Source organism: Leuconostoc citreum, from assembly GCF_007954785.1.
GTDB lineage: Bacteria > Bacillota > Bacilli > Lactobacillales > Lactobacillaceae > Leuconostoc > Leuconostoc citreum.
This window is the reverse complement of sequence record NZ_CP042410.1, coordinates 648,279-667,831: the sequence shown is the minus strand read 5'-3', so window position 1 is coordinate 667,831 and position 19,553 is coordinate 648,279. Positions and strand designations below refer to the sequence as shown.

Annotated in this window: 19 protein-coding genes; 1 reads left to right on the top strand and 18 read right to left on the bottom strand. The window is 38.8% G+C overall.

Annotation, left to right across the window (positions count from 1 at the left end; translation table 11 throughout):
- Nucleotides 1-6: 6 nt before the first annotated feature.
- The 9 genes from FGL72_RS03295 to FGL72_RS03255 all read right to left on the bottom strand — a co-directional run bounded on the left by FGL72_RS03295 (nt 7) and on the right by FGL72_RS03255 (nt 8,135).
- On the bottom strand, nt 7-795 hold the full coding sequence (locus FGL72_RS03295) for a Nif3-like dinuclear metal center hexameric protein (RefSeq protein ID WP_004908723.1): 789 nt from the start codon (nt 793-795) through the stop codon (nt 7-9).
- Entirely contained in the window at nt 792-1,481 is a 690-nt protein-coding gene (locus FGL72_RS03290; protein WP_004900595.1) for a tRNA (adenine(22)-N(1))-methyltransferase, read from the bottom strand. Before FGL72_RS03290 ends, FGL72_RS03295 begins: the two co-directional genes overlap by 4 nt.
- Nucleotides 1,482-1,547: 66 nt before the next feature.
- Nucleotides 1,548-2,645 (bottom strand): o-succinylbenzoate synthase, encoded by a 1,098-nt coding sequence (gene menC / locus FGL72_RS03285; protein WP_004908724.1) that lies wholly within the window; start codon nt 2,643-2,645, stop codon nt 1,548-1,550.
- On the bottom strand, nt 2,638-3,444 hold the full coding sequence (gene menH / locus FGL72_RS03280) for a 2-succinyl-6-hydroxy-2,4-cyclohexadiene-1-carboxylate synthase (RefSeq protein ID WP_146992634.1): 807 nt from the start codon (nt 3,442-3,444) through the stop codon (nt 2,638-2,640). Before menH ends, menC begins: the two co-directional genes overlap by 8 nt.
- Nucleotides 3,437-5,062: a 2-succinyl-5-enolpyruvyl-6-hydroxy-3-cyclohexene-1-carboxylic-acid synthase gene (gene menD, locus FGL72_RS03275; RefSeq protein WP_040176957.1), complete on the bottom strand. Its 1,626-nt coding sequence runs from the start codon at nt 5,060-5,062 to the stop codon at nt 3,437-3,439. The genes menH and menD overlap by 8 nt, the downstream gene beginning before the upstream one ends.
- Nucleotides 5,052-6,242: an isochorismate synthase gene (locus FGL72_RS03270; protein WP_085699174.1), complete on the bottom strand. Its 1,191-nt coding sequence runs from the start codon at nt 6,240-6,242 to the stop codon at nt 5,052-5,054. Before FGL72_RS03270 ends, menD begins: the two co-directional genes overlap by 11 nt.
- Nucleotides 6,243-6,310: 68 nt before the next feature.
- Entirely contained in the window at nt 6,311-6,811 is a 501-nt protein-coding gene (locus tag FGL72_RS03265) for an ECF transporter S component (protein ID WP_085699176.1), read from the bottom strand.
- Nucleotides 6,811-7,617: a bifunctional hydroxymethylpyrimidine kinase/phosphomethylpyrimidine kinase gene (locus tag FGL72_RS03260; protein WP_085699178.1), complete on the bottom strand. Its 807-nt coding sequence runs from the start codon at nt 7,615-7,617 to the stop codon at nt 6,811-6,813. Before FGL72_RS03260 ends, FGL72_RS03265 begins: the two co-directional genes overlap by 1 nt.
- A 20-nt stretch (nt 7,618-7,637) precedes the next feature.
- Nucleotides 7,638-8,135 (bottom strand): hypothetical protein, encoded by a 498-nt coding sequence (locus FGL72_RS03255; protein ID WP_085699180.1) that lies wholly within the window; start codon nt 8,133-8,135, stop codon nt 7,638-7,640.
- Between the two features lie 104 nt (nt 8,136-8,239).
- Between FGL72_RS03255 and FGL72_RS03250 the strand changes: the two genes are divergently transcribed.
- Nucleotides 8,240-9,124, top strand: a complete 885-nt coding sequence (locus tag FGL72_RS03250) for a YitT family protein (protein WP_004900620.1) — start codon at nt 8,240-8,242, stop codon at nt 9,122-9,124.
- Between the two features lie 44 nt (nt 9,125-9,168).
- Here FGL72_RS03250 and FGL72_RS03245 read toward each other — a convergent pair whose 3' ends face one another.
- The 9 genes from FGL72_RS03245 to FGL72_RS03210 form a co-directional block, all read right to left on the bottom strand.
- A complete protein-coding gene (locus FGL72_RS03245) occupies nt 9,169-9,738 on the bottom strand; it encodes a GNAT family N-acetyltransferase (protein ID WP_085699182.1) in 570 nt (189 codons plus the stop codon).
- Nucleotides 9,735-11,936 (bottom strand): Tex family protein, encoded by a 2,202-nt coding sequence (locus FGL72_RS03240; protein ID WP_146992632.1) that lies wholly within the window; start codon nt 11,934-11,936, stop codon nt 9,735-9,737. The genes FGL72_RS03245 and FGL72_RS03240 overlap by 4 nt, the downstream gene beginning before the upstream one ends.
- Before the next feature lie 146 nt (nt 11,937-12,082).
- Nucleotides 12,083-12,799 (bottom strand): PRD domain-containing protein, encoded by a 717-nt coding sequence (locus FGL72_RS03235; RefSeq protein ID WP_243130156.1) that lies wholly within the window; start codon nt 12,797-12,799, stop codon nt 12,083-12,085.
- A 21-nt stretch (nt 12,800-12,820) separates the two neighbouring features.
- Complete coding sequence (locus FGL72_RS09840) at nt 12,821-12,943, bottom strand: CAT RNA binding domain-containing protein (RefSeq protein ID WP_243130155.1); 123 nt, start codon at nt 12,941-12,943, stop codon at nt 12,821-12,823.
- An 11-nt stretch (nt 12,944-12,954) separates the two neighbouring features.
- Complete coding sequence (locus tag FGL72_RS03230) at nt 12,955-14,409, bottom strand: family 1 glycosylhydrolase (RefSeq protein WP_146992630.1); 1,455 nt, start codon at nt 14,407-14,409, stop codon at nt 12,955-12,957.
- Nucleotides 14,409-16,283, bottom strand: coding sequence for a beta-glucoside-specific PTS transporter subunit IIABC (locus FGL72_RS03225; protein WP_133286137.1), 1,875 nt, complete (start codon nt 16,281-16,283; stop codon nt 14,409-14,411). The genes FGL72_RS03230 and FGL72_RS03225 overlap by 1 nt, the downstream gene beginning before the upstream one ends.
- Before the next feature lie 340 nt (nt 16,284-16,623).
- Nucleotides 16,624-17,700 carry a dihydropteroate synthase gene (folP, locus tag FGL72_RS03220; RefSeq protein WP_085699192.1) on the bottom strand — a complete coding sequence of 359 codons (1,077 nt, stop codon included), beginning with the start codon at nt 17,698-17,700 and terminating at the stop codon, nt 16,624-16,626.
- Nucleotides 17,690-18,289 carry a non-canonical purine NTP pyrophosphatase gene (locus FGL72_RS03215; RefSeq protein ID WP_012305258.1) on the bottom strand — a complete coding sequence of 200 codons (600 nt, stop codon included), beginning with the start codon at nt 18,287-18,289 and terminating at the stop codon, nt 17,690-17,692. The genes folP and FGL72_RS03215 overlap by 11 nt, the downstream gene beginning before the upstream one ends.
- Nucleotides 18,282-19,553 carry a bifunctional folylpolyglutamate synthase/dihydrofolate synthase gene (locus FGL72_RS03210; RefSeq protein ID WP_085699194.1) on the bottom strand — a complete coding sequence of 424 codons (1,272 nt, stop codon included), beginning with the start codon at nt 19,551-19,553 and terminating at the stop codon, nt 18,282-18,284. The genes FGL72_RS03215 and FGL72_RS03210 overlap by 8 nt, the downstream gene beginning before the upstream one ends.

The following is a 19,553-nucleotide window of genomic DNA, read 5'->3' as shown; positions in this document are numbered from 1 at the left end:
TAATATTTAAATATAGGTATAAGGGTCGGTATTGATACCCGTTTCAAAGGCCACTAACTCATCCCCAAACCAAGCTGTGATTTTTTTTGCCATATAGCGGTTAGCAATGGCTTCCATATGATGATCGGGATCGATAACCGTAAAGTCATGAGCTAATATATCATGTCCTGTATGATAATAAACATCTGCCGTAACGTAAGCATCTGCGCCTGCACGTTGTGCTACTGTCCACCATTTACCACCGTCACCGCCAAGCACCGCCACTTTTTTTACGGGTTTGTTCAAATCTTTTGTGATGACCCGAACTGTTTTAACCTGAAATAACTGACTCATAGTTTTTGCAAATGCCTTCACTGATAGTGCCTTGTCTAATTCACCAATCCGTCCTAATCCAGTCACTTTATCATCATTAGGTATTAAGGGTACCACATTTTTTATGCCTAATGTTTCAGCTAACCAATCATTTAATCCACCTTGTGCACTATCTAAATTGGTGTGTGATGCATAAACAACAATGTGATTATTAATCAGGTCAGCATACATCTTATTTTGTGGTTGGCTTAAATCTAAATTTTTAGCGGGAAAGAACATTGCCTCATGATGTGCCCATATAAAGTCGACATTTTTTGCAATTGCCTCCTGAACAACTTCTGGTCTGACATCCAAGGCTGTCATCACTCGCGAAATTGATTGATTGGGATCCCCAATTTGTAACCCTGTTGGGTCGCCAGACTCTGCTAATTTTTTGGGGGCAAATTTTTCGATAGCAGCAATCAAATCTTGTGCTTGAATCACGATAAGACCTCCTGTATTTGTGTATAACGTATATGCCATTCTTGATAGGCAGAGGTTTCAACTTTATCAGCAGCTGCTAAATTATCAAATATGGTTTCAATGCGTTGTAACTCCTTTTGCCATTTAGCAAAAAAAGCCGGTGCTTGTTGTTTTCTCAGCAGTGGGCCAAATAATCTATCCGTTTCTGAAAGTACTTGTTCCCCTGGTTGCGCTACAATTACCTCGTAAAAATGCTTGCCCTCTTGAACAATATCTTCGGCTGTAATCTGGTAATGATGTTGCTCAAGCCAAGTTCTCAGAACCTGCTCATCAGTATTTGGCTGTAAAATCAGTTTTTCGAATTTTTGATGTCGCTGATATCCTGCTGACAAAATTTCAGAAATTAAAATACCGCCCATACCAGCAATGGTGACTTCTGTCACGTTATCTTCTGGTAATATTGCGGCTAATCCATTGGCTAATCGCACTTGTGTGTAAGCGGTTAAATGACGTCTGTCAAGCTCATGCTTTGCATTTTCAAGTGGTCCCGATGCCACTTCACCAATAACAGCATATGTAATGTTCTGATTGAGCAAAAGATGTGCTGGTAAATAGCCGTGATCAGAGCCGATGTCAGCAATCCGAGCACCAGGCGTGACAAAGCGGGCGACCATTGCTAGGCGAGGCGATAAATTTAAACTATCCATAATTAAAAATCCTTAATAATATTATATCATGCTACTTGGTTTTATTGTTTGATTCTCATAAATTACTTAAAAAGCCAACCTGTCATCAATTTCTTGATACAGTTTAATGCCTATACCAGGCTGATTAGGGACGGCTATGAAGCCATTTTCTTGCGTAAAAGATGTTTCCGATACATCTTGTTCAAAATATCGTTGACTATCGGAAATGTCACTTGGAAAAGCGATTTCTGGTAAACTGGCCAGAGCTAAATCAACGGCTCTGCCAATGTTACTACTTAACATGCCCCCAATCCAAGGTCTTATGCCAGCTTGATGGCAAAGTTTGATGGCACGCAAAGCGGCGGTAATACCACCAATTTTCCCTTGCTTAATCGTCACTGCTTGTGCAGCTTGCAAGGCAATCAGTGTCTTAATATCATCTAAGTTGTTGATACTTTCATCTAAACTCAATACTTGCTTTGTTTTTGCCTGAAAAGCTGCATGCCGAACAAAATCATGACTTGTAAATGGCTGCTCAATAAAACAAATATTTTGTGGTAAGTCGTATAATAACTCATTTGGTGACTGCGCAAAACTGCCATTTGCATCGAGCGAAAATTTTTGCTCAGGAAAATGCTCAAAATAATGTTGTGCTTTTAATTGCCTTAATACTTCTGGTGTAATTTTTAATTTAATTCGACGATAGCCATCGACCATCGCCTGTTTTATCTCAGTCGGGCTACTATTAACACCAAGCGCGATGCCAACCGGTACTTGCAGGTTAATACCATTAACCATTTCTCTCAATGACTGCTGTGTCAATTGACCGATAGCATCCCAAACAGCCATTTCCACCCCAGCCTTAGCAAATGAGCCGTGGGGGATTTGATTGGCAAGTTGGTCTGCAAATTCTATTGGTGTATGAAATGCTATTGTTTTAATGAATGGCGTGATTATTGATGTGATTATTTCTCGGCTCGTTCGTTGATTTTCTAGCGCGTAACCAAAATCAGTAAACGACTGCACCTCACCAATCCCAACCGCGGTACGATGACTTATGGTATCGACAACAGTTAATTTGATAAGTGTTAATTCACGATTAGTAGTATATTGTTGCGCTGTTTTGAATGGTTGCTTGAGTGATAATTGAATCGGCAGCCATATTAGATTTGCTATCTTATACATACTGCATTGCCTCTATAAATGCTTTAGGCTGTTCAAAATGAACATTATGACCAGCACCAGCAATAACTATTTTCTTTGCCTGGGGTATTAAGGCCATCATTTTATCACCTATTAGGTTAAATTTTTGATCATGCTCTCCTACAATAACTGTAGTTGGAAAGTCTATTTTATCCAAGTATGGCCAATAATTAGGTTGTGACCCAGTACCCATATAGATTAAAGCCTGTGCAACATTTTTGGGGTTTTGTGCCATACGTTGTCGTCGCATTTTCTGTTTACTTTCTAAAGGCATATCTTGCTGTGTTTTAAATAAAGGCAACTTTTCCCATCTCAAAACAAATGCCTCAAAGTTGTCCAATATTAACGTTGCTTTCGTCAAATCTGCTTGTTGTCTTTGTTGCCGAGCAGTTACTGAATCAATACCTGCTGTTGTACTTTCAAGTAACAATTGACTCACTCGTTGGGGGTGCGTTAAAGCAAACCCCAACGCCAACCTGCCACCCATGGAGTAACCTAAAATAGTCACTTGCGACCATTGATATTTATCTAAAATCATAGTTAGATCTTTTACCTGTTCAGACATTGTAAACCGCTGGCAATCGTCTATGGTAGGTGCTTGATTACCAAAGCCTAACAAATTCAGTGCCAACACTTCACCAGGCAGTTGCGTGATAATATCATCAAAATCATGCCATGAGCCCATGAAGCCATGGAGCAGTAACCAGCGTTTTGGTACATTACTATTTTTTTGGTAGTGGATTTGATATGGATAGTGACGTATTATCTGGATTTTATTCATGTTGGTTTAATTCCAATAACTCACGATGGTTGGCAACATTTTCTTGACGATCAAAGTTAATTTCTATTAATCTAGGGCCATGTACTTGATGAGAGAGACATTCTCCCAACGCTGCTGCCCCTTTCAACTGTATGTAAGGCATGTCATATAAATAAGCAACTTTAGACATATCAAGATCTAAAGGTGTCCCAAACATGTCTTCAAAGTACTCATCAGCCTGAGATTGCGGTAAAAAAGAAAAAATTGAACCACCATTATTGTTAATCACAATAATATCAATATTCAATTGATACTTTTTCGCCATCATTAAGCCATTCATATCATGAAACAACGTTAAATCACCGGTCAACAAAATACTACGTTGTGAGCTCACTGTGCTCATGCCTAATGCGGTTGAAACTACCCCATCAATACCATTAACACCACGATTAGCATAAATTTTTTGTGTTGTTCTTCCGGAAAATACATCATCCATATCACGAATAGCCATACTATTTGCTACGAATACTGCTGTATTTTCAGGCAATATGCGATTGAGCATACACGAAACACTTGCTTCACCCACAGCGTGACGTGGTATATCATTGAGCTGCTGCCATCGCTGATAAAATGTCATATCGTTAGTCAATGCCAACTGGGTTAAAAATGCTGTTGGCGTCATTTGAAAAGCGCGCGTCACGTGCCTTGAATGATCATTACCAGCATGCCCATCAACATGCCAAACAGGTATATTTTCTCGTTGTAACCATTGCAAGACGCGAGCTGAAACTGGCGTCCCACCAAAACGAATGACTAAATCAGGGCGATACTCATCTGTTAAATAGTGTGCTTTAATCAATGAATCAACGCCGAAAATTGTATCTGTTGTTCTTGCTCGGCTTAAAATATCTGCGATAACCGGTACCTGATGATCACGTGAAAACTGTAGTAATTCATCTTTATAATCGGCCGCCTCATTGGGTCCTGCAAGAATGACAACATGTGTTTGTTTAATAACTATTGGTAATATATGAATGTGAGTTTTTTCAAATGTCAATGGCGTAATTGACACATCATGACTATCATGTAATTTAGGCATTAGCGGTTTGCGCAAAGGTAAATTAATTTGTAGTGGTTGTCCCGTATCCATTGCCGAATGCACAAGCTTTTGCGTCATGTAATCAATATATGCAGTATTATCTTCATGCTCATCTTGCAAGGTAAAAGAAACAAAATAAGGCGTTAATTCACCAAACAGGCGATGTTGAGGCAACGTCTGTGGCGCCCCATTATCTTGTAACTCAGCTGGTCTATCAGTAGAAAGTACGATTAATGGTATATGTGAGACCTTGGCTTCGGCCACGGCAGGCATATATTCTGTAATGGCTGTCCCTGAAGTACCCAAAACTACTACTGGCTCTTGTCTGGTTTTGGCAATACCCAAAGCAAAAAAGCCAGCTGAGCGTTCATCGACATCAATATACACCACAATTTCTGAATTTTGACGTTCATATTCAGCTAACATGAGCGCAATTGGTGTGGTTCTTGAGCCCGGTGACACAACAAAATGTTTGACCCCACTTGCATATAAAGCATATAGTAAATGTTTTGTATTTATCGTTAATGTATCATTCACCATGATTATAATCCTTTAGTAATTGTTGCATAGGCTCAAATTTTAAGCCTGTTTCTTCGTATTCCTCTTCTGCAATTGAATCAGCTACTATGCCAGCACCTGCAAATAACGTTGCTATTCTGGTTGTCTGGTTGATTAGCATCGACCGAATGCCAACAGCAAATTCTCCATCACCACTGCCAGTATAATAACCAATTGGTGAAGCAAATAGACCACGAGGCTGTTTCTCGTGTGCGTTAATATAAGCCAACGCCAGTGCTTTTGGCACGCCCCCGAGTGCGGGTGTGGGATGCAATGCTGTCATGATATCAGTGATACCATATTGCGCTAACTTGCCATTAATGGGTGTGTATAAATGTTGCACCTGCTTATTTTTTAGCAGAATAGGTGTTTCCGGAACATCTAAACATGTTGTCATCGTTTGAAGTTTTTGCTTAAGTTCATGAACAACATAGGCATGTTCTTGTCTGTTTTTAACACTACTTAACAATGATTCACCAAGTAACTGATCTTCAGATGGTGTTAGGCCACGATTAATTGTGCCAGCTAAGGCAGCTGTTTCTAAATATCCTGACGATACCTTAACCAATCTTTCTGGTGTGGCAGACACAAATAATTCGTTCTGATTCTTCAAGACAACATGATATGTATTTTGCTGCACAGACAATGCCATAATAAGCTTAGCAGCATATAGCGGTCTACTTAATTGATTTTGCCGTTGTCGACCAAAAACGACTTTTTTTACTTCTTCATCGCTATTTAAATCAGTAATTAGCATTTGAGTGCGTGTCGGCCAATCTTCTTCATCCTTTGTATTAAGTATGCTAACCTGCTGTTTGAGAAGCTGTTTTGTCTTGATTAGCCAGCTGTCAAAATCATTTATGGTCTCAGAATGAAAAGTGAGACTTGACTCCGTCAATTCAACGTATATGGTTGGTAAAAACCAAAAGCCATTCATCAAAACTGAGTCTTTAAAATAAGTTTGGTTAAACTGTTGTCCACCAAATATAATTTCTCCATTAATATTGTTAAAATCGTTAGAGATTTTTTCTGCACCATAAGCAAATAACTTTTTGTCTTGATTAGGTGTTTCAAAATAAGCACTAATAGCATAAGTATCAAGCATAACTAACAACGAATGCTCATCATTAGACTTTAATGGCCGTGTAAAAGTATACTGCATGTTGAATCTACCTACCTCATCATATTAAAAAGCAACAGGCAATCGTACCCGTCGCTTTTTTAATTTTATCATTTTAAATTAATTTGCGGCAGTCGCTTGAAAATAGGCATCAATATTAAGGCAACAATTAACCCCATAACTGCTTGCACGACATTTCCAATAATCGAAGCAACTCCGGCAGTCCAGTTATATAGTAACGTGCCTGCTAACATATAACCAATCACCATGATATTTGAACCAACAACTAGTCCAACAACTTGACTTAACAGTTGTTTTTGGAAACCAAAATAACCAACAACTAAACCTTCAAGTCCATGAATGATTAGAGAAAAAAACATCCACTGTGGGTAACCAGCAAACAAATCAAGTAACAGGCCACTTAAACCACCAACAATCATACCACTTTTAGCCCCGCCTAACATAGCCGCAACAAAAATACCTGCTTCGACTAAGTTGACAAAACCATTCGTTGCTGGCACTGGAATTTTAACCACATAAGAAAGTGCCACATTAAAAGCAATAATCACAGCTATAATTGCTAACCACCTAGTTTGATGTTTTTGTCCCATCACAAAGACCTCCGTGCGCCTTGCCAAACATTACCAAAATCAAATTGATTATTCAACTTAACACCATGTTTAATACCCTGCCAAACAAAATCTTTTGCGTCTGATAGCGCCAGATTAACAGTCACATTATTTTGACTCAGATTGGCAGCCAAACTTGCTGATAAGCTACATCCAGCACCACTATGATAAGGCTGGCTTCTTACTATCTTGTCTTGTTTAAATAGACTAAACTGGTGCCCATCATAAAGAACATCTACGGCCTGATTTCCTAAAATTTGACTGCCACCTTTAATAACAACATATGTTGGCCCTAGCTGAAATATTTCTTTCGCAGCATTTCTCATGTCATTCACATCACTGATATCATGACCAGACAATATTTCAGCCTCCTTGAGATTAGGTGTCAATATCGTCGCAAATGGTAATATTTTTTCAGTGAGTGCTTTGGCTAAAAAATGCGTGTCAACTATCTGTGTTTCTTTAAAGGCCATCACTGGATCAACAATAATTGGTATATTTTTAATGTGCTGAAGATGTTCAGCAACAATCTCAATACTGGCTACAGTAGGCAAAAAGCCAATCTTAATAGCTCGAATATCGTCTAAAGCCAAAACAGAATTAAGTTGTTCAGCAATAATATGCGGTGCTATTGGAAAAACCTGAAAGTCTTTAGTCGTCACGGTAACAATGGCAGTTGTTACTGCTAAACCAAAATAACCATACTCTGAAAATGTTGCTAAATCAGCTTGAATCCCGCCACCACTCAGTGAATCGGAGCCAGCAATTGTTAAAATTTTATCTGGCATATCAATATATTCCTTGTTCTTTATTTAGCAGATGCCACAAAGCTAATATTATGTCCGTCATCATGAACACTTGTTACAATAGCATCTTGGCCGCCCGAAGTAATCGACCATGAGTAGTAACGGCCATGGGCTTTAGCCCAATTAATGGCTTCAGAAATTGATTTACCTTTTAATTGTGCTGATTCCTTAATACTGTCATCTTGCTTATCTTGACGACTTGAAGCATTTTGGTGACTTGAACTGCTTGCCGATGACTCCGACCGGCTAGACGATGCTGGCTGACTACTTTCTGCTGATTGGCTGTTCTGGCTACTGCCCGAATCAATCGTCTCATCAATGGTCTTACTCTGGACCGATTTTTGAACGATTGGTGCAGTCGTTTTGGGAGAAGAAGTATAACCAACAATAATGAAAACAACTAAACTTATAATAAGTAACGCCGCAACACCTATAAAAGTATTGCGAACGCGATGACGCTTTTGACGGAATTTTGGGCGATGATAATTATTATCTGTCATAAATACACCTCTCAGTTTCTACTATTATACCAAATAACAACTTAATACTGCCAATAGTTTTTATGATAAGATTAAGGTAATGCTTTCTAGGAGAATTACTGCGTATGAAGAACACAAACTTAGCACGTATCGCAATAAAAGATATACTCATGATTGCCATTGGTACGGGCTTCTACGGTTGGGCGCTGATCAACATTAATATCCCTAACCGTCTTGCAGAAGGCGGTATTTCTGGTATTACTTTGATTTTACGTGCCTTATTTCAATGGAATCCTGCTTATACCAATTTGATTTTAAATATCCCACTGCTTATATTAGGGTATCGGGTATTAGGTCGTCGCTCACTGATTTATACAATTTGGGGAATTTCATCGTTGTCCATATGGCTTTATGTTTGGCAAATGATACCCATGCCGCCAGCGCTTCATCAAGATATGCTAATCGCCGGTCTGTTAGCTGGTTTAATTGCCGGTATCGGCTTAGGTATAGTCTTTCGTTTCGGTGGCACGTCCGGTGGTACGGACGTCGTTGCGCGTATCATGGAGCAAAAATTCGGTATCCAAATTGGACGTACAATGTTTGCTTTAGATGCGGTTGTGTTGTTACTATCATTAGTCTACATTGATATTGTGCATATGATGTACACCCTAATTGCTTCGTTTGTTTTCGCACAAGTTGTTGGTTTAACACAACAAGGCGCCTATGCTGCAAGGTCATTTATGATTTTTACTGATTATCCCGAAGAAATTTCACATGCCATCATGGATGAACTTGAGCGCGGCACGAGTTTACTAAAATCCGAAGGTGGATACTCTCATCGCGAACAACGCGTTGTATACGCAGTTGTCGACCCGTCTGAAGTTAATACAGTGCAACATATTATTGAAGAAATTGATCCTAAAGCTTTTGTGTCCATTTTTGCTACACAGGAACAGTTGGGCGAAGGCTTTTCTTACTTACGTCCAAAGAAAAAATTTATACTATTTTAACGTCCAAAAAAGCAGGTCTGCCAGATTAAAGGTAGCCCTGCTTTTTATAATTGTTTTTGCATATGTGTATAAGCATGTGCACCTATTCTTAAACGACCAACTGCTTTAAATCCTGAACGTTCATACAATTTTTGTGCCCTAGGATTACTGTCATCAACATTCAAGCCAATCAGTTGATGGCCTTTCTGTTGCGCATGATTACTGGCTGCGGCAATTAACGCTTTACCAATACCCTGGCCTCGCGCATATGATGCAACAACGATAGAATCGATATACCATTCATTCTCAAAAACTTCAGAGTCACTAAACAACCAACGATGATAGCTATACTTGTCAGCCAAAACGTTTTGAACTGCCTCATCTAAAATAGGCTCATCGGTGTCGGGATAACCAAATAAGACGCCTAACAGCAAGCCCTCATTATCCTTGGCAACTATGGCGCGACTATAATGATAACGGCTTTTATCAGATTGCCTAACGGCAATTTGCCAAGCATTTTGAACCTCAGTAACCGTTAGTTCATCGTAAACTGCTAGTTCCATATCATTAAAAATGACCTGTTCCAGATCTAAAATAGCCTGTTGATCTTCTTCTGAAGCATAGGTTATTATCATACTTTCTCCTCTGGGGCGATCATTGTCAACCCAATACGTTGCCTTTTTTGATCAACTTCAACAACCCAAACGTTAACAATATCTCCAACTGAAACAATCTCAGACGGGTGCTTAACGCGGCGTTTAACTAGCCGAGATATATGGACTAAGCCATCATGCTTCACTCCCAAGTCAACGAAGACACCAAAATCAACAACGTTACGAACTGTGCCTTGTAATTTCATGCCTGGTTGCAAATCTTCAATATGCAATACATCAGATTTTAATAAAGCGCCCACCATTTCTGAACGCCCATCACGGCCCGGCTTTTTTAGGCTGCCAACAATATCATGTAGTGTTTCTATACCGATACCTAGTTGATTTGCTGTCATTTGATTGTCATAGCGCATCAAACGTTCATTTGCAGGGGCCGTCGCTAATTGCTGTGCTTTAATATCTGCGAGGTCTAATAATTTTTTAGCAGCAGTATAACTTTCTGGATGGATATCTGTATTATCTAAGATATTTTTACCATCTAAAATACGTAAAAAGCCAGCGGCTTGTTCATAAGCTTTAGGTCCAAGTCGAGGTACCTTTTTCAAATCAATACGTGATGTGAACACGCCATTATTATCACGATAGTCTACAATATTTTGTGCTAAGGTTGTATTGAGACCAGCAATATGTGTTAATAATGGTGCGCTAGCCGTATTTAAATTGACACCAACTTGATTGACCGCTTTCTCAACAACTTGGCCTACTTGTTCATCAAGCATTTTAGTATTCAAATCGTGTTGATACTGTCCAACACCAACTGACTTTGGATCAATTTTAATCAATTCAGCCAAAGGGTCTTGTATACGCCGACCAATCGATATAGCCGATCGTTCTTCAACATGAAGCTGTGGGAATTCTGAGCGTGCTTCTTCAGAAGCAGAATAAACAGAAGCCCCAGCTTCATTGACAATACTGTATTGCACGCCACTTGGTAAGTTATTAGCCACAAATTCCTGCGACTCTCGAGAAGCTGTGCCATTGCCAATTGCAACTAATGCCACATCAAACTCGTGTATCAAACTTTGAAAACGCTTGGCTGCTTCTTGTCGCTGCTTTTCACTAGCTGGCTTATGTGGATAAATAACTTCTTTTTTTAAAAAACGGCCATTTGCATCAATAATCGCTAATTTGGAACCAGTCCTAAATCCGGGATCAAATCCCATAACAATTTTATTTTTCAGTGGTGCTTGCATCAGTAAATGATATAAGTTGTCCCCAAAAACCTTAATTGCTTGTCCTTGAGCCAACACTGTTAACTCTTGACGTAATTCACGCGCGACTGCCGGTTGGATAAAACGTTTGTAAGCATCGTCAATTGCTGAAAGTAATACTTGATACCCTTCACCACTGTCGCCTTGCCCGTTGCGCTCCTTAATTTGTATAAAGTGACGCATACGCTCTTCAGAAAAATCAATTTTTACACTTAAAACACCATCTTTTTCACCGCGGTTCACAGCTAAAATACGAAAAGTATTCGTTTGGAGTGATTTTAATGATTCACTATAATCATAGTACTGCGCATAAACACCTTGTTCATCTTTCTCTTCACCGTCACGTTTAACTGTAACAGTTAAAAAACCATCACGCTGCATACGCTCACGCAACCACTGACGATAGATGGCTTTTTCACCAATTTGCTCGGCTATTATTTCATGTAAGCCAGCCAAGACAGTAGCAGCATCAGCCAACGCGTCATTAATATATGCTTCTGTTGGTATTTCTTCAGATAAATGTGTCAGGACAAAATCAGCTAGTGGCTGTAACCCATTTTCTCTGGCAATCATGGCTTTTGTACGCTTTTTTTGTTTATATGGTAAATATAAGTCTTCAACATCTTGCAGGGTTGCTGCTGTGATAATAGCCGCTTGTAAGGTTGCTGTCAATTTTTGTTGTGTGGCAATGGCTTTCAACACTGTCTTCTTGCGATCAGTTAGATCCTTTATATGGCGTGCTGTGACTTGAACGTCATGAATTTGGACTTCATCAAGGCCACCCGTCATTTCTTTGCGATATCGTGAAATGAATGGTACTGTTGCACCATCACGCAAAAATTCTAGCGTCGCAGTTGTTTGCTTAACACCTATTGTCAAGTGCTTGGCTACCTGCTTAGCTAAATCGGTATCAGTTATATCATAATTTATTAAATCGGTTACGCTAGTCATTATTTATTTTTCTTTCTAGAAGTGATTAATTAATTGTCATTCAGCTTTTATCGTACGAATAAGTCCATTATAACTTATTTTCATATTAGGCTTCAAATGTCTAATTTAAAAGACGTATCGCTAAAGTCAACACGTCTTTTTAAATATTATTTTTTATTTTTCAAATCTATTTCTTGTGCATTACGTAATCGATTAATATGGACAATCAAAAAAGTGAGTTCTTCTTTTGTCATTTTCTTATCGTAAACTGTTGTTAGATAATCTTTTATTGTAAAAGCAACTTCCGTTGCCTTTGGATAAGCAGTGGCCACAGTTTCAAATAGTTTACTGTTATCATCAATGAGCATCTTATCGGCAAAAAAACGTTCCGCAAAGAATTTTAAATGTGTAATAAAGCGTTGATAATGAACACTTTCAATATCAATATTTTGCCCCATACTATGTCTTAAAATAGTTGTCATACTTGAAATTAAATTGGCGTAATTCAAACCATCTTTTTTAATACCCTCTGCTGTTTGCGCATTGATAAGGTGAAAAGCAATATTAGCAGCTTCTTCTTCTGGTAAGACAATGTTCATTTGTTTTTCTATAACTTGTAAAGCAAAAAGACCTAAATCAAATTCTTCAGGGTAATAGTTTTTCATTTCCCAAAATGCACGGTTGGTAATATTTATGCCCGTCATTGCTCTTTCAATCGCAAAATTAAGATGATCACTTAGCATGATGTATAGCATTGGGTTAAGCTTGGTATTGAGCCGTTTTTCTGCCTCAGATACAATACGCCGGGTCGCATCTAAAATTGTAATTGGAATTGCTTCTAAGAGCTGAACATACTCTTTTATTTCCGTATTGTTTAACGGCATAAATGTTTGGTTGACAATAGATTAGTCCACTTTGTCCCCATTTTTTTTACCGTACCCGATGCCTTTTCCAAATAGAATAAACTCTTGTTGCTGGTTATCTACAGCAATAACCGCATTGGCATTTAATGATTTTTTTACCAGCATCAGCTTAACCCCTAATCTAGGTCCGCACCGTTTGATGCAATAACCTTTTTATACCAATAAAATGACGCCTTTTTTGAACGCTTGCGCGTACCCTTACCATAATCATCTTGATCAACATATATGAAACCATACCGTTTCGACATTTGAGACGTGGAAACACTGATACTATCAATTGGCGCCCAACTCGTGAAACCAAACAAATCCACTCCTTGAGATACGGCACGCGACATCGCTGCAATATGTGCTTTTAAATAGTTAATGCGATAATCATCATTAATTGTGCCATCGACATTAGTTTTATCAGTTGCGCCCATGCCATTTTCAACCACAATCAATGGTACACGGTATCGATCGTAAAGTTCTAATAGTGAAATTTCTAAGCCAACTGGGTCTATCTGCCACCCCCATTCAGTTGAAGCTAAGTAAGGATTTTTGACGCTCATAATCGTGTTACCAGCTGCCTTTTCCTTTGTTGGGTCGGCAGATTCGGTTCTTGACATATAATAGCTGAAAGCAAGATAATCTGCTGTCCCTTTTTTTAAAACGGCATCATCATCTTTGCCCTTTTTAATTTCAATCCCTTTATTTTTTAAGTAACGTTCATACAGTAGTGGGTAGGTGCCAAATACTTGAACATCTGCTGGCGCATAATTGTCTAGGTTACGCTGTAAAGCAAGTAGGACATCATCTGGATTAGCTGTGTTTGGATAGGTCGTTAATTTTGTCAACATCGAGCCCATCCGACTACTTGGACTCATTTGGTGCAATAATGTTGTAGCTTTAGCTGCCGCAACATATTGATGATGTAACGACTGATAGACAGCTGATTCTAAATTATCATCAGGTATTTGATCGGGTATTAATCCCGCGGTGATAAATGGATGCCTACCGACACTATCAATTTCATTAAAGGTCAACCAATATTTAACGTACTCGCCAAAAGATTCAAAAGCTGCTTGCGCATATGTCACAAAGAAATCAATCAACCGACGATCTAACCAACCGTGATATTTTTTACTTAAATATAATGGCATTTCATAATGTGATAAAGTCACAATAGGTTCGATATGATGCTTTTTTAATGCCTTAAACACTGATTGATAATAAGCCACACCTTGAGGATTAGGCTCAATTTCTTCGCCTGTTGGAAATAAACGTGTCCAAGCGATGGAAATACGTAACGTTTTAAATCCCATCTCAGCAAATAGCGCGATATCATCCTCATAATGATGGTAAAAATCTATTCCTCGACGTTTGGGATAATAAGTTTCGTCGCTAGACTTTTCAGCTTGTATAATATCCTCATATGTCACCGTGTTATGGCCTGCATAATCACTGACATCCAAATGGGGTTTAAATTTAGCAACATCTGCGACAGATATGCCTTTCCCACCTTCACGCCAAGCACCTTCGACTTGATTTGCCGCAATAGCGCCACCCCATAAAAAATCTGCTTTAAAACTCATTAAACTGTCTCCAATCCTTTTACATTATCATGGTTCTTTGATTTTGTTGATTTTTTTGCATCCTTGCTTAGTTGCAATGATGCACCCTGAGGGTTTGTAATGATTATCATTGTTGTATCGTCAAACCCAGCCGCTTTAATACCTTCACGGTTAAAACGAACTAACAAATCACCCTGTTTGACTTTCTGACCAGCTGTAACAGCAACATCAAAGAACTGGCCTTTCAAATTAACGGTATCTATACCAATATGAAACAAGATTTCATCTCCTTCGCTTGTTTTCATACCAATAGCATGATTTGTGTTGTAAACCATCTCAATAAGACCATCAGTTGGTGCATATAGTTTCCCCTCCGAAGGTATAATCGCAACACCATCTCCTAATGTTTTATTCGAAAAAACAGCATCATTAACAGATGAAAGTGGTATGATTTTCCCCGCCATAGGTGATGGCAAAATCACACTACGGTTAGTGGGCGCTTCGTTTTCAGATAATAATGCGTCTTTTTGATTAACAGGATCTTGCCATAATATTGCTACAGCAGTAAATGAAGCAATGAAAGAAACAATTAAACCAATAACGGCAAACAAGAGGTTGTTTGGTAAAGTTTTAGAAATAAACATTGATAAACTGGCTAAACCAGGCCCAACTGCGACATATGCCTCAACACCCATTAATCCCAATGAAGCGCCACCAATAAAACTACCAAGCATTACACCATATAGTACACGCTTATGCAAAATAGTTACACCGTAAATAGCTGGTTCTGTGATACCAAACAGTGCTGATATACCAGCTGATAAAGCAGTCGCCTTAAGCCCCTTATCTTTTGTTCTTAAAGCAACAGCGAATGAACCACCAGCTTCGGAGATATTATGTGCCAGTGAAGCAGCATTATAAATCACTTCTTTACCAGTTTGACCAAGCGAGGTGACCACATAGGGAATCATTGCCTTATGCATGCCTGTGACAACCATGAATGGTAATACAGCCGCTAATATAGCCACAGCAATCCAACCAAATTTTGAGAAAATAAATAGAATAACAGCTGCAAACCCTTGCCCAAAAGTATAACCAATTGGTCCCAAAACGAGTAGTGTTAAGGGGACAACAATCAATAAACTAACCATTGGTACAAAGAAGCCTCTAATAACTTTAGGTGTTACTTTGGTGAGGTATTTTTCTAACTGCGCATAAACCAAGATAGCTAAGATTGCTGGGAACACTTGGTATGCGTATGTAATGTTTTTAATACCAAACGAGAAGAGATGTCCACCCCCGCTACTAGCTAACATCGTTGCGAGATTTGGGGTAAGCAATGCTGCAACTGCTGAAACGGCTACTAAAGGATTCACTTTTAGTTTATTAGCTGTTGTAATTGCTACTAATAACGGTAAAAAGTACAATGGTGCGTCACCAACAAAATAAAGAATTTTATAGGTTTGTGTCGTGTCACTCATTAAGCCTAACATATTAGCTAACATTAAAAATGACTTTAAAATACCACCACCTGCAATCGCTGGAATTAGTGGTTGAAAAATTCCAATAATAAAATCAAGCACAATAGCAGATAATTTTTTGTTTTGCTTAGTTCCTGTGGCTGTTAGGTTATCATTATTACTTTCAGATAACAGTTTTTTCACAGCGTTATAGGTATCAGCAACATCATTACCAATAACTACTTGAGTCTGACCACCGGTTTGTGCTAAACCTAAAACACCAGTTAATGATTTAATTTTTTCTTTGTCAACAATACTGTCATCTCTTAATGTAAAACGTAAGCGTGTCGAACAATGTACCAAATCTTCAACATTCGCCTGTCCACCAACTGCAAGAAGTATGTCACTTGCTAGTTTATTCTGATCTATTGCCATTTTCTGCCTCCAAATTGATTATTTTTATTTGACGTGATCAAGGTCAAATAAAAAGCCGAATCCATAAAACAACTTAGTAATCACTACTTAGTCATTTCATCAATTCGGCCATGCCTGAATTTCTCAGTTACATACCAGATATTTAACTTATCTACACTTTATCATGAAAAAAACATCTAGTCAACATATTTTGGAAGCGCTAACATTACATTTTTATCATTTTCTATTTTTGACATAAAAAAACGCCGTTAACTCGTAAAAGTTAACGGCGGGTAGGTAGATAGATACTACCCAGTTGGTCTACTTCATTGTATACTATTTAAAGATTAATCGCAAGCTTTTAATGTGTCCAAAAACTTTTTTCAATGGCTCTCACAACACGTGTCATTTGAAAAGCTGACTTCGCATCATGAACACGCAGTATACGTGCACCACGATGAAACATTTCATTGGCGGCAATCAGCGACACATCAGCACGCTCACCCTTTGGTAATTCTAACAAAAACTTGGCCCATCCTTTATTCGCTACGGCTGTCATAATTGGTCGCCGAAACAATTGAAGGTGGCTAATAGTATTCATCATAGCTAAATCTTGATCAACCTCAGCATTTTGCGAATAACCCACACCAGGGTCAAGCGCAATACGTTGTCGCGAAATACCAGCTTCTACCAAAGTACGTATATTCGTAGCAAACCAATCATGCATTTCCTGCCTTAAATGTGTCACCTTCTCAACGCGTGGGTTCCACATTGTCAGTAGTCCAACCGATGTTTTTGATAATAGCGCTAACTTACGTGGGTCATCCGTAAAGCCATTCACATCATTAACAATGTCAACGCCTAGTGCAACAGCTTTTACCATGACTTCATACTTATAGGTATCAATGGCAACTAAAGCATTTGGAAATGCTGCTTTGATGCCTAAAATAATCGGTGCAACACGTTCAATTTCAGCTATTGGTGATAGCTCAAGTCCAGATTCAATATAACCTGGTTTTGTCGTTTGCCCACCAACTTCAATGACATCTGCCCCTTCAGCTAATAATAATCCCGCACGTTGAATCATCGTTTCATTATCTGCAACGTTGTCACCGTTGTAAAAAGACTCTGGACTGACATTAAGAACAGCATAAACAATACCCTGTTCATCATGTAATTTATGCTGATTAACTTGCCAAATATAATCATTTTGATTTAGCCATTGTGCTAATGTTGGCACATCAAAACGTTGTTGCAACTCGCGTGCTGCACCACGTGTTACCCAATATACCAACGGGCTAATTGCCACAGCATTTAGCTCTGATAACAGAACCATCAACGACTCGGGTATCTCATCAAAAACTACTTGGACACCCTCCCCTTGCTGTTGCATATTAGCTAAAACTGGCGATTCTGGCTGACACACTTCAATCTTCATTGGCTATTTTCTCCAATAACATTTTTGCTGCACGACCACGGTGTGAGTAATTGACACGTTCTGACATCTGCATTTCTGCAAAAGTTTTCCCATTTTCAGACTCAAAAAGTGTATCAAAACCGACTGAATATGCCCCACGTTCAGATTGCGCCAGTGTTACACCACCACGTCCGATACTATGATAAACGCTCCCATCAGGCATGACTAAGACGAATAGCGCTTCTAAATAAGCATGTCGATCCATATTATCATGGTACAAACTTAATAAATATGCATCTTCTTCACGGATTGTTTTTAACCCTAGCGACTTCAGTTCTCGGGCAATCGTCAAACCAAATCTATTTGGAAAAGCCTTAAAATAAGCAGCTGTATCATCTGCTAAAATGGCAGAATCTGGTAAGAACTGACGAATAAATTGTGCCTTTGCAAGCGCATTTTGGTATTGATCCGTTGCTGTTTCAGTCGGAAAAATTTTTTCCGAAATTAACTCACGATAGTTTATCACTTGAATACCAAATTCAGCAAAAACACGCTGAATTTCTCTTGTTTTTGCTGAATTATTTGACGCAACAACCATTTTTTTAAGCATAGTGTTCCCCCACTGAACGTAATGTATAAAATGACCCAGTAATCATAATATACTGATTTTTTCCTTGCTTTTGTTGTGCTAGAGCTAATGCTTCTTGGCTTGCAACTGGCGTAACAATCATATTCGGCGCTAATTTTTTTATGCTATCAGCTAAATCTTCTGCTGCTAGTGCACGCGGATTATCAGGGGTAACTGCTATTATCTCAGAGAAAACTGGTAACAAATATGCTAACATATCATCATAGTTTTTATCAGACAGTACACCCAGTATCAAAATTGGGCGTGTTGATAATTGCCATACCTTAACAGTTTCAAGCAGGGCACGAACGGCGTCAATATTATGTGCCCCATCCCAAACTAGTCGGTTTGTCGTATCGACTTGCATGCGACCGACCATAAAAGAATTTGCTAATCCTTTTTGTCTAGCTGCAATATTAAACGAAACCTGATAACGTAATTCTAGTGCCGATAAAACTTGCCAAACGACAGCGGCATTTCGTCGCTGAAATGCCCCATTTAATCCAAGTTGATATCGTTGCTGGTTAATCACAAGACATAGGCCATTGACTGTCTCAGATTGGATGCTAATCGTATCATGTTGTTCAAACCAATGTGCCCCTTCACGTTTAGCCGTTCGTTTTAATATTTTGGTAACTGCTGACACTTGTTCTAAATCACTCACAACTAACGTGCCACCTGTGATTAAATCAGCTTTATTCTGTGCAATTGATTCAATGTTATGACCAAGGATATTTTGATGATCCAATCCAATTTCAGTATAAGCAACAATATCCCCGTACGAAATCATGTGCGTTGCATCATCTCTGCCACCCAAGCCCGCTTCGATAATGGCATAAGTCACCTTATTTTGTCGAAAAATTAGTAAAGCAACGATGGTCCACACTTCAAAATAAGACAAATTTGCAATCGTCAAATTATGTTGCGTTAATTGATGATTAAGGTCTTCATAAGCTGTTACCCACGCTTCTTGAGAAACAAAATTCCCATTCAACCAGATTTGTTCACAATCATTAAAAACAGCTGGACTAGTAAAATGACCGACTGTTTCACCGCTAGCTAAAATAATTTCGCGTAGCATCGCACCAGTCGATCCTTTGCCGTTAGTTCCAGCAATCTGGATGATGCGTATATCCTTATCAGGATGTGATAACCAAGTCATCACTTCACATAAGAAATTAATTCGTTCTGAATCAAAAAGCCGCCAACTTTTATCTAGTTGCTGTTGTATTATCTCGTATGACAT